We start from the raw sequence: 10,718 nt of genomic DNA on the forward strand, positions 1-10,718 counted from the left end.
GGAGAGCACAAATGAACCAAGCCAAACAAGCGAAGCGAGCCGCGCTCGCCGCCACCGCCGCCCTCGCCATGCTGGCCTGCGCGGGCACCGCCCATGCCCAGGACAGCGTGAAGCCCGTCAAGGCCAGGGCCACCGCGAAAGCGGCCGCGGCCACCACGACCGCCGCGGTGAGCGATGCCGACATGAAGAAGCTCATCGATGGCTCCTTCTCGTCCAAGGGACCCGCCACGGTGGAAGGCGTGCTCGACCGCGATGCCATGCAGAAGGCGTGCAGCGACTACCCAGACCGCACCAAGGTGCCGGCCGCGGTGGCCAGGAAGATCGAGGCCATCGAGCTCAAGCAGGTCAAGTACCCGGCCGACGGCCAGTACCTCGGCGACTGGAAGGAAGGCGAGAAGACCGCGCAGAACGGGCGCGGCATGCAGTTCTCGGATCCCGTCGGCGGCGTCAACGGCGCCAACTGCTACGCCTGCCACCAGATGACCAAGGCCGAGATCTCCTTCGGCAATATCGGCCCCTCGCTGTACCAGTACGGCAAGCTGCGTGGCAATTCGCAGGAAGTGGTCAGGTACACCTGGGGCAAGATCTGGGATTCCAGCGCGTACACGGCCTGCTCCAACATGCCGCGCTTCGGGCACAAGGGCATCCTCACCGAGCAGCAGATCCGCGACGTGATGGCGCTGCTGCTCGACCCGGCCTCGCCGGTGAACCAGTAAGGACGCCGCCATGAAGCCCACCCGCCTCGCGCGCGGCATCGGCGGCACGCTGCTGCTCGCCGCGCTGGCGTGGAGCGGTGCTGCCGCTGCGCTCGAGGTAGGCGACATCGTGCACCTGCCGGCGGTGCGGCTGCTCGACGGCAGCACCGTGGCGCCGGCGCAGTGGGCCGGCAAGCCGCTGGTGCTGGAGGTGTGGGCGTCGTGGTGCCCGTTCTGCGCCCTGCAGAACCCGCGCCTGCAAAAGCTCTACGACAGCACGGGCGGCGCCAGGGGCGGGCTGCAGGTGCTGGCCGTCAGCATCGACAAGGAGCCGAAGGAGGCCAGTGCCTACATGGCCCGGCACGGCTACACCTTCCCCGCCGCCATGGACACGCCCGCGCTGCGCGCCGTGCTCGGCAAGCGGCGCGGGCTGCCGGAGCTGTACGTGATCGACGCCGGCGGCAAGGTAGTGCAGAAGGAAGTCGGCGAGATGCTGGAAGAAGAAGTCGCGGCGCTGGGCAGGCATGCGCAGCCGGCGATGAAGCCGCAACCGGCACGGTAGCGGCGAGGCGGCAGACCACGACAGACGCCGGGCCGCGCGCTGCTGCACGCTGGCACCGGCGCGCAATCCACAGGAAGAGACAATGAACCGACGCGAGTTCCTGCAGGTGCTGGCCATCGCCGGTGCCGGCGGCATGGCCTTTCCCGCCACCGACGCGCAGGCCGCACAGGCCGCGGGCAAGCTCTATGACGTGCCGCGCTTCGGCAATGTGCACCTGCTGCATTTCACCGACTGCCACGCCCAGCTGCGCCCGCTGTATTTCCGCGAGCCCAACGTCAACCTCGGCGTGGGCGATTACGCSRGCAAGCCGCCGCACCTSGTCGGCCAGGCGCTGCTGCGCCAGTACGGCATCGCCCCCGGCAGCGCCCAGGCGCACGCCTTCACCTATCTCGATTTCACYGARGCCGCGCGCCGCTACGGCAAGGTAGGCGGCTTTGCCCATCTGGCCACGCTCGTGAAGCAGCTCAAGGCCGGCCGCCCCGGCGCGCTGCTGCTCGACGGCGGCGATACCTGGCAAGGCTCCGCCACCGCGCTGTGGACGCGCGGGCAGGACATGGTCGACGCCGCGCTCGCGCTCGGCGTGGACGTGATGACGCCACACTGGGAAATGACGCTCGGCGCCGAGCGCGTCACCGAGATCGTCGAGCGCGACTTCAAGGGCAAGGTCGCCTTCCTCGCGCAGAACATCAAGACCAACGACTTCGGCGACCCGGTCTTCGATCCCTTCGTGATCCGCGAGATGAACGGCGTGCCGGTCGCCATCATTGGCCAGGCCTTTCCCTACACGCCCATCGCCAACCCGCGCTACTTCGTGCCCGACTGGACCTTCGGCATCCAGGAGGAAAACCTGCAGCAGGTCATCGGGCAGGCGCGCGCCAAGGGCGCGCAGGTGGTCGTGCTGCTCTCGCACAACGGCATGGACGTGGACCTCAAGCTCGCCTCGCGCGTGCGCGGGCTCGACGCCATCCTCGGCGGCCACACCCACGATGGCATGCCCGCGCCGGTGGCGGTCAGGAACGCCGGCGGCACCACGCTGGTCACCAACGCCGGCTCCAACGGCAAGTTCCTCGGCGTGCTCGACTTCGACGTCAGGGGCGGCAAGATCCGCGATTTCCGCTACCGCCTGCTGCCGGTGTTCGCCAACTACCTCGCCGCCGACCCGGCCATGGACGCGCTCATCGCCCGCGTGCGCGCACCGTACGAAAAGCAGCTCGGCGAAGTGCTGGCGCGCAACAGCGGCCTGCTGTACCGGCGCGGCAATTTCAACGGCACCTTCGACCAGCTCATCCTCGACGGSCTGATGGMRGTGCAGGRYGCCGAGATCGCSTTCTCGCCSGGYTTYCGCTGGGGCACSACGCTGMTGCCSGGSSAGRMCATCACGATGGARSACCTGATGGACCAGACCGCCATCACTTATCCGCACACCACCGTCACCAGCATGACGGGCGAGACCATCAAGACCATCCTGGAAGACGTGGCGGACAACCTGTTCAACCCCGATCCGTACTACCAGCAGGGCGGCGACATGGTGCGCGTGGGCGGCCTGCAGTACACCATCGAACCCAACGCAGGCATGGGCCGGCGCATCACCGACATGCGCCTCAAGGGCCAGCCCGTCGATGCCGCGAAGACCTACAAGGTTGCCGGCTGGGCCCCGGTTTCCGAAGAGGCCCGCCAGTCCGGCAGCCCACCGGTCTGGGACCTGATGGCCCAGTGGCTGCGCGCCTCCGGAGAGGTCACGGCCAGGCCGCTGAACCTGCCGATCGTGCGTGGCATGGACGGCAACACCGGCACCGCGGCATGATTGATACGACGAGGAAAACTGCGCTACAATCGTTCGTCATGGGCCGATAGCTCAGCTGGGAGAGCGCTGCGTTCGCAATGCAGAGGTCGGGAGTTCGATCCTCCTTCGGTCCACCAAATTCAAGGGCTTAGCACTGTGCTAGGCCCTTTTTCTTACCCGAAGCCGATTTGTTGTCCAAAATCCGCCCAACTGGCTCCCAGGGCCTGTTCACCCGGAAGTGTCCGGGAAACCGCGCCCGTTGGTGAGTTCGCGTGCGGTAGCGCTCACTGCACAAGTTCCGGCCAGCCTGGTCACGGGGGAGATGGCGACGGCCGCGCCCCTGGCGCTTTCCCCCGCTCCGCTGCGGGCACTCGATATTTTTCCTTGACAAGGCCAGACGCATGTTCCATTATGCATTCCATCGCATGCGATCAAATCGAATACGATACAAACAAACCAGACAAGCAACGGAGATTCAATCCATGAGCAAGATCGAGAAAGTCCTCTTCACCGGCAAGACCCACACCACCCACAGCAACGCCGGCGTTACCTCGCGCGGCCACAATGGCGCGCTGGACATTGCGCTGTCGCCTGGCAACAGCGCCACCCCGGAGCACGTGTTCCCTGCCGTCCAGTCGCATCCGACCGCGGAACAGCTGTTCGCGGGCGCCTGGTCGGCGTGCTACATCGCCGCGGTCGGCCTGGTGGCCAAGGAAATGAAGCTGGAGCTGCCGTCCGACCTGTCCGTGGATATCGAAGTCGACCTGGGCATGACCGGCGCGGAGTACTTCCTGCAGGCACGGCTCAACCTGCGCGTGCCGGGCCTGCCGCAGGATGTCGCGACGGAACTGGCCCACGTCGCCGATGCAATCTGCCCCTACTCGAAGGCGACGCGCGGCAATATCGACGTGGCGCTGAACGTCTTTACGTCGTGATTCCCTGACCGTCTTACCATCACATATACATCGTATGCGATGCAATCGCATACGGTAATAACTCACCCGAAACGAGAATGCATACCATGAGCACGATCACCACCATCGCCCGCTGCGCCACTGTCGCCGTCGCCCTGCTGAACGCTGCCGCCGTGCAAGCCGCGGGTTGGTCCAATGCAGGCGCGCGCGATCCTTTCACGAGTGGCGCCCGCTCGGTCACCGGCGTAGCCGATCCGTACTCCGATGGCGCGCGCAGCCCATACACGGACGGTGCCAGGGTCGGCAGGTTCGACCCTTACACCGATGGCGCCCGTACCTGAGACCGGTGAAATCCACTGACAAGGTGGCCGCCGCGAGCACAGCGCTGTCGTGAAAGATAGCGGACGAACAAGCACACAGGATCCATTGCCATGACCAGCACAGCCGCCCCGTACCGCCCCATCAGCTGCGAGTTCCACGACCGCCTGGAAGACCTCGCCACCGTGCGCAAGCCCGTGCAGATCCACTATCGTGACGCCGATGGCACACCACAGCAGCGCACCGCCACCATCACCGACGTGTACGGCCGCGGTGGCGTTGAATACCTGACGCTCAAGACTGGGGAGACCCTGCGCCTGGATCAGCTCGTAAAAGTCGACGGCGAGACACTGGCGGACTACTGAGCAAAGACAGTGCACAGGAGAAAGACCTGATGCAGTCCCGGTTCCCTATCCGCACAGGTCCGCCGCCGTCGGTGGCGTCATCCGGCCCGGATCGAAGTCGGCTTCGCGCAGCCCCTCCGGCGTCAGCGACACCCAGTGCAGTACCGTCGGTGAGCGGGAGCGCACCAGGCCAAGGCTGCCCTGGATGGTCCACGGAATCGGCGATGCCTGGCTGCCGCGCAGCTCGACGGCATCGGCCGACAGTTTCAGCTGGAGCAGGCGGCCGTCCTGCGCGGGCGTGAACGCCGTATCGCCGACCACCGTGATGCCGGCCTCGCGCACGCTGGCAGGCATGCAGGCGAGCGAGGCGGTCACCTTGCCGCCGGCGTCGAGCAGATGGGCGAAGCCCTTGCCCGCACCGGTCGTGCCCACCACCAGGAAGCGCTTGAGGTCCGGGACGTAGGTCACGCCATAGGTGTAGTACTTCAGGTTGTCGTTCAGCACCTGTGTGCCGGTCAGCGCGCCATCGCTTGGCCGATAGGCCGCCGTCTTCAGCCTGGCGTGCGTCTCGCCGGGGACGAACTCCTGCCAGGCCAGCAAGGCGTGGTCTTCCGAACCGGCGATCAATGGCCACCATTCACGCTTGTCCCGAGCCACGTCGGTGCTGCGCAGCAACTGCCCGTTGGCGTCGTAGGCCTTGAGGTAGACGCCGTTGCCGGTGCCCAGGTTGTCCACGCCGCCGCCGTCGATCCAGTCGTCCGAGTAGAACACCACGAAGCTCTCGCCTACCCGCGCGACGTGCCCGGAGTGCCCGCCGGACCAGACGTCGACCGACTTCGCCTGTTGCGGCTGCAGGTCCGCGGCGTACACGCGGTAACGCTGGCTGACACCGTTGGCGGTATTCGAGCCGTCCTCGAAGGTCAGCATGATGCGGCCCGCGCCATTCTGCGCTACCGAGACCGGCTCCTGGGCTTCCTTCTCCGCCACCAGCAGCCTTGGCTTGCCCAGGTTCGCCTGCGAAGGCCTCCATTCGGCCACATAGATGTCGTGGCTCCAGTTGCGATTACGATCCGGCCCGCGCGGCGGCAGGCCGGAACTGCTGAAGAAGACGTAGGTGACATCCCCGGGGCCGGCCGCCGCGCCGATGCCGTGCATATAGGCGCGCTGATCGACATCGGGGCGGACCTTGGCCGGCGCGCGGGCGTCGTTGCGGCCGGCGCCGCGGCTGTCGTTGCGCGCGCCCGCCGGCGCGCACAACAGCGCGCCGGCGAGCACTAGCGTCGCGCTTCGCATCATGGCGAACGAGCTCATCGCTACTCCACCGTGACGGACTTGGCCAGATTGCGAGGCTTGTCCACATCGGTCCCGCGTGCGCAGGCGGTGTGGTAGGCCAGCATCTGCAGCGGCACCACATGCAGGATCGGCGAGAGCAGCCCGTAGTGCTCCGGCATGCGGATGACGTGCAGCCCGGGCGCACTGACGATCATGCTGTCGGCGTCGGAGAAGACGTAGAGCTCACCGCCGCGTGCGCGCACTTCGTGCAGGTTGGACTTGAGCTTCTCCAGCAGGGCATCGTTGGGCGCGACCGCCACCACCGGCATCTCCTCCGTCACCAGCGCCAGCGGCCCGTGCTTGAGCTCGCCGGCGGCATAGGCCTCGGCATGGATGTAGGAAATCTCCTTGAGCTTCAGCGCGCCCTCCAGCGCGATGGGGTAGTGGATGCCGCGCCCGAGGAACAGCGCATTCTCCTTGCGCGCCAGCGAGCCTGCCCAGGCGATGATCTGCGGCTCCAGCGCCAGCACGCCGTTCAGTGCCGCCGGCAGGTGATGCAGCTGCTGCAGCATGACGGCCTCCTGCCAGGCGCCGAGCAGGCCGCGCTGCTTGGCCAGCGTGGCCGCCAGCACGAACAGCCCGACCAGCTGGGTGGTGAACGCCTTGGTCGAGGCAACCCCGATCTCGGCGCCGGCGCGGGTCAGGAAATGCAGGTTCGCCTGGCGCATGATGGCGCTGCCGGCGACATTGCAGACCGCCAGCGCATGGCGGTGGCCAAGCGCCTGCGCGTGCTTGAGCGCTGCCAGCGTGTCCGCCGTCTCGCCGGACTGCGAGATCACCAGCACCAGCGTGCGCGGGTTCGGCACACTGTCGCGATAACGGTACTCGCTGGCGATTTCCACGCTGGTGGGCATCCGCGCGATCGACTCCAGCCAGTATTTGGCGGTCAGGCCGGAGTGGTAGCTGGTGCCGCATGCGAGGATCAGCACTGAATCGATGTCGGCGAACGCGCCCTCGGCCTGCTCCCCGAACAGGGCAGGCGCGAACCCTTCCAGGTGTTCGGTGGAGTCGGCGATGACGGCCGGCTGCTCGAAGATCTCCTTCTGCATGTAGTGCTGGTACGGACCGAGCTCCACGGCGGAGGCGGTCGCTTCGATCTTGCGGATCTCGCGGCTGACCGCCTCGCCTTCGGCGTCCAGGATATGCACGCCGTCCCGCGACAGCGAGACCAGGTCCCCTTCCTCGAGGTAGATGAAATGCTCGGCGCTGCCGGTCAGCGCCATGGTGTCGGAGGCAAGGTAGTTGCCGTCGTCGCCCAGGCCCACCACCAGTGGCGATCCCGAGCGCGCGCCGATCACCAGGTCCGGCTGGTTGCGCGAGAACACGGCGATGGCGTAGGCGCCATGCAGCTGGGCGAGGGCGAGCCGCACGGCCTTGCACAGGTCGCCGCCGCCTTCGTGGTGAAAGCAGTGGTGCACCAGGTGCGCGATGACCTCGGTGTCGGTCTGCGAATCGAACTCGTAGCCGCGTGCGCGCAGCGATTCACGCAGCGCATCGTGATTCTCGATGATGCCGTTGTGAACCAGGGCGATCTCGCCGCTGGAGAAGATCGGGTGGGCATTGCGGGTAAGCGGYGCGCCATGGGTCGCCCAGCGCGTGTGGGCAATCCCGATGGTGCCTTCGAGCCGGGTCTGCCCGACCTGCTCCGCCAGCTTGGCCACGCGCGACATGCTGCGCGCGCGCCTGGGTTCTCCGTCCTGCAGCACGGCGATGCCGCAGGAGTCGTAGCCGCGATATTCCAGGCGCCGCAATCCTTCCAATAGGACCGGTGCCACATTACGTTGCGCGATAGCGCCGACAATGCCACACATGATGATTCCCCGTGAGAATACAGAAGTTGGTTCGCGCTGGCCTCGCGCGGCAACCTGCTGGCTGCCTGCGCGAGGCCGAACCGCCGATGCTGGTCAGGCCGCCTCCCTCTGCAGTTGTGCCACGTGCGAAACGAGGCCGTCCTCGTCGTGATAGGCCACCAGCCGGCGGCCGGTGCCCACCGACAGCACCACATCCTTGGCCAGGTCGAGCGTGGAGCCGGGCACGGTGCGGGCCTTGCGCATCGGGTCCACCTCGCTCTTCTCCAGGCGTCGCACCAGGGTCCACACCGTGAACACCAGGCCCATGCCAAGGATGGTCAGGGCATCGGGAACGATCTCCTTGAGCGAGAACTCGGTGCTCCCCGCCGAGACCACGCACCAGTAGATGTAGAACGCAGCCGCCACCCAGATCGATGCCAGCACCACGGGCCGTACCAGGCGGTACCAGACATATCGTCGGATTGCCTTGCCTCGCGCATGCTGTTGCAGATACTGCTGCAACGTCGTGCCGGATGCGTCAATGATCGGTTCTTTCATTTCTCACTCCTCCTCAAGAATGCTCTTCAAGCCGGCTGGCATACGCCGGCGCCGGTGACGTAGGCGGCGTGGACGCGGGCGCGCCTTCGCGGATGCCGCGGTCCGGGCTGACCCACCTGGCCCGGGTGCGGCGCTGGTGCAGCAGCACGCTGGGCAAGGCGATCACCGATGCGACCATGCTGATGGTCCAGAACGCGACCGGGTACCAGATCGTGTCCAGGAAGTAGTGCAGCAGCTTGGTGTCGTAGCGGCGATCGATGACGCAGCCCACCAGGATCTGCACGCAGCAGGTCAGAAAGAGGAAGACACCGGCCCCGCGCGGCAGCCCCGCGAAGCGCCACGCCTCGGGCAGGTCGAACAGCGCGGTAGCCGCCGTCATGACCAGGGTGAAGAGCATGCAGTAGGCCCAGATCACGCTGATCGAGTACTCGAGGAAGATCGGCCACATCATCGGCTTGTTCTTGATGACGATGGGCGCCGCGTACTTCTGCAACACCTGGATGCCGCCCCGCGCCCAGCGCAGGCGCTGCTTGAAGAGGCCCTTGAAGGTCTCCGGCATCAGGATCCAGCTGAGCGCGCGCGGCTCGAAGTGCAGGCGCCAGCCGTTGACCTGCAGTTTCCAGCTGATGTCGATGTCCTCGGTCAGCATGTCGGGGCTCCAGTAGCCCACGTTGCGCAGCGCGCTCTTGCGGAACATGCAGACTACGCCGGACACGGTGAGCAGGCGGCCGTACATCTCCTGGGTCCGCTTGATCAGGCCCACGATGGACGAGAACTCGCCGACCTGCATGCGGCCCAGCAGCGAGGTCCGGGTGCGGATGCGCGGATTTCCGGTCACCGCGCCAACCCCGGCGTCGCGCAGGAAATGGCGCAGCATCCAGCCAATCGCCTCGCGGTCGAGCAAGGAATCCCCGTCGATGCACAGCAGGTACTCGGCATCGGTCAGCATGGCCGCGGTGGTCAGTCCGATGGCCTTGCCCTCATTGTTGTTCTGGTGGATCACCAGCAATTGCGGGTACTGGTCGATCAGCTCGTCGAGGATCGCCCCGGTGGCATCGCGGCTGCCGTCGTTGACGGCGATGATGTTGAAGTTGGGATAGCGCAGTTGCGCCAGGTTCGCGATCACCTCGCGTACGTTGTCCTCCTCGTTGAAGCACGGCACGATCACCGAGACCTTGGGGCAGTCGAGCGTCGCGTCTGCGCGCTTCTTCATGCGCTCTTTCCTCTCGACCAGGAAGTAGTGGAGCAGTCCGCCGGTCATCCATAGATAGGACATGAACAGCGGATAGTAGAAAACGAAATTCGATATCAGGCTCGCGGTGCTCTTCATCATTTCCCCCACTTGTTCTTCTGTGCTCGTTGGCTAGACCTTCATGCCACTGCGCGGCCGTACCAGGTTCTGCATGGACATGACGTCCCGCAGCACCGCCAGGTCCGGCTGGTTCACCATGAACTGGTCCGGGCAATAGCCGAGGTGCTTCACGCCCGCCATGCGCAACTGCCGCATCTGCTGGAGCAAGTCGGTACTGGCGATGGGGGCCTGCGTGCGGCCGTCGAGCGTCTGCAGCGCGAAGATGGTTTTCGGCAGCGCCCCGGGATGCGCCGCCACCGCGCGCGCCAGGCTTTCCAGCCACGGCGTCGAAGGCGGTCCGCCCGTGTCCGCGAAGGCCATCAGGTTGACGAAGTCGTAGTGCGCGGCGAAGGCATCGATGTCCTGCGCCAGGCGCATGCCCGCGTCGGGACGCAGGACCGCGTTGGCAGGCAGGCTGCGCACGGTCAGCACATTGCCGCCGCCCTGGTAGTCCTTGACGATTTCCCCCAGCTGGCTGGTGAAGTCGATCAGGTACTGGAGCTTGGCGCCCGACCACCTCTGCAGCAGGTCGGGGTTGGCGCGGATCGCCGCGAGTTCGCGCGGCAGGCCCCAGTCGGCGTAGACGGCAAGGGCCGCATCGCTGGCATCCTCGACATCGCTCAGGCTTGCATCCTCGCCGAACACGACGCCGTTCAGCGCGGTGTACCTGCCCAGGTCGTAGTAGATATCGCGAATCACGCCGCGGGCGAGCGGATCGAAGGGGCTGAGCCGCTGCCGCTGGCGCGGATCGAACTGCGTGGGCGGCGAGCCCGGCAACACGCCCACCAGCCGCGACTCGGCCGGGTGGCCCGCCGGCAGCTTGTAGGAAAGCACCGGCAGTGCCGCGTAGACCTGCACCCCCGCGCGGGTGATCAGCTGCCAGGCCGTGCGCGAGAACAGGTCGGCGCGAACCGGCATGTGGCGGTTGGGGAAGTAGAGCGCCTGGGCGGTGCCGCTGCCGTCGGGGTCGTGATAGGCCTGCAGGTAGACCGACTTCGGCTCGAGATCCTTGATCCGGTCGATCAGCCGCGAGAGCCTGGCTTCCTGCCGGTCCGGGTTGGGATCGTACAC

At 66.5% G+C, this 10,718-nt stretch carries 11 protein-coding genes and 1 tRNA gene; 7 read left to right on the forward strand and 5 right to left on the reverse strand.

The annotated features are described in order from the left end of the window. Positions 1-11: 11 nt before the first annotated feature. The 7 genes from soxX (at position 12) to AC1DO7_RS18225 (ending at position 4,637) form a co-directional block, all read left to right on the forward strand. The gene (gene soxX, locus AC1DO7_RS18195) at positions 12-716 is read left to right on the forward strand and encodes a sulfur oxidation c-type cytochrome SoxX (RefSeq protein WP_441612987.1); all 705 of its coding nucleotides are present in this window, start codon (positions 12-14) and stop codon (positions 714-716) included. Between the two features lie 10 nt (positions 717-726). Next, a complete protein-coding gene (locus tag AC1DO7_RS18200; RefSeq protein ID WP_441612988.1) occupies positions 727-1,257 on the forward strand; it encodes a TlpA family protein disulfide reductase in 531 nt (176 codons plus the stop codon). An 82-nt stretch (positions 1,258-1,339) separates the two neighbouring features. Beyond that, positions 1,340-3,061: a thiosulfohydrolase SoxB gene (gene soxB / locus AC1DO7_RS18205; protein ID WP_477116404.1), complete on the forward strand. Its 1,722-nt coding sequence runs from the start codon at positions 1,340-1,342 to the stop codon at positions 3,059-3,061. 40 nt (positions 3,062-3,101) lie between these two features. Continuing rightward, positions 3,102-3,177, forward strand: a tRNA-Ala gene (locus AC1DO7_RS18210). Positions 3,178-3,522: 345 nt separating this feature from the next. Next, a complete protein-coding gene (locus AC1DO7_RS18215) occupies positions 3,523-3,975 on the forward strand; it encodes an Ohr family peroxiredoxin (RefSeq protein ID WP_441612990.1) in 453 nt (150 codons plus the stop codon). A gap of 86 nt (positions 3,976-4,061) precedes the next feature. Then, positions 4,062-4,295, forward strand: a complete 234-nt coding sequence (locus AC1DO7_RS18220; RefSeq protein ID WP_441612991.1) for a hypothetical protein — start codon at positions 4,062-4,064, stop codon at positions 4,293-4,295. 90 nt (positions 4,296-4,385) lie between these two features. Next, the gene (locus AC1DO7_RS18225) at positions 4,386-4,637 is read left to right on the forward strand and encodes a hypothetical protein (protein ID WP_441612992.1); all 252 of its coding nucleotides are present in this window, start codon (positions 4,386-4,388) and stop codon (positions 4,635-4,637) included. A gap of 45 nt (positions 4,638-4,682) precedes the next feature. On the opposite strand, the gene AC1DO7_RS18230 is transcribed toward AC1DO7_RS18225, so the two are convergent. The 5 genes from AC1DO7_RS18230 to pgaB all read right to left on the reverse strand — a co-directional run. Beyond that, positions 4,683-5,927, reverse strand: coding sequence for a hypothetical protein (locus tag AC1DO7_RS18230; protein WP_441612993.1), 1,245 nt, complete (start codon positions 5,925-5,927; stop codon positions 4,683-4,685). Positions 5,928-5,929: 2 nt separating this feature from the next. Beyond that, positions 5,930-7,759, reverse strand: coding sequence for a glutamine--fructose-6-phosphate transaminase (isomerizing) (gene glmS / locus AC1DO7_RS18235; protein ID WP_441612994.1), 1,830 nt, complete (start codon positions 7,757-7,759; stop codon positions 5,930-5,932). Positions 7,760-7,852: 93 nt separating this feature from the next. Beyond that, positions 7,853-8,296, reverse strand: a complete 444-nt coding sequence (locus AC1DO7_RS18240) for a hypothetical protein (RefSeq protein ID WP_441612995.1) — start codon at positions 8,294-8,296, stop codon at positions 7,853-7,855. A gap of 13 nt (positions 8,297-8,309) precedes the next feature. Continuing rightward, on the reverse strand, positions 8,310-9,626 hold the full coding sequence (gene pgaC, locus AC1DO7_RS18245; protein WP_441613055.1) for a poly-beta-1,6-N-acetyl-D-glucosamine synthase: 1,317 nt from the start codon (positions 9,624-9,626) through the stop codon (positions 8,310-8,312). A gap of 33 nt (positions 9,627-9,659) precedes the next feature. Beyond that, positions 9,660-10,718 (reverse strand): poly-beta-1,6-N-acetyl-D-glucosamine N-deacetylase PgaB (gene pgaB / locus AC1DO7_RS18250; protein ID WP_477116405.1); only part of this gene is annotated, 1,059 nt, incomplete at its 5' end.

The sequence above is a fragment of the Cupriavidus sp. 05N40 genome (assembly GCF_056397305.1).

What these genes read in the sequence shown, in the direction of transcription:
- soxX (WP_441612987.1), top strand. Translation starts at nt 12, where the DNA reads ATGAACCAAGCCAAACAAGCGAAGCGAGCCGCGCTCGCCGCCACCGCC.
- AC1DO7_RS18200 (WP_441612988.1), top strand. Translation starts at nt 727, where the DNA reads ATGAAGCCCACCCGCCTCGCGCGCGGCATCGGCGGCACGCTGCTGCTC.
- AC1DO7_RS18215 (WP_441612990.1), top strand. Translation starts at nt 3,523, where the DNA reads ATGAGCAAGATCGAGAAAGTCCTCTTCACCGGCAAGACCCACACCACC.
- AC1DO7_RS18220 (WP_441612991.1), top strand. Translation starts at nt 4,062, where the DNA reads ATGAGCACGATCACCACCATCGCCCGCTGCGCCACTGTCGCCGTCGCC.
- AC1DO7_RS18225 (WP_441612992.1), top strand. Translation starts at nt 4,386, where the DNA reads ATGACCAGCACAGCCGCCCCGTACCGCCCCATCAGCTGCGAGTTCCAC.
- AC1DO7_RS18230 (WP_441612993.1), bottom strand. Translation starts at nt 5,927, where the DNA reads ATGAGCTCGTTCGCCATGATGCGAAGCGCGACGCTAGTGCTCGCCGGC.
- AC1DO7_RS18240 (WP_441612995.1), bottom strand. Translation starts at nt 8,296, where the DNA reads ATGAAAGAACCGATCATTGACGCATCCGGCACGACGTTGCAGCAGTAT.
- pgaC (WP_441613055.1), bottom strand. Translation starts at nt 9,626, where the DNA reads ATGAAGAGCACCGCGAGCCTGATATCGAATTTCGTTTTCTACTATCCG.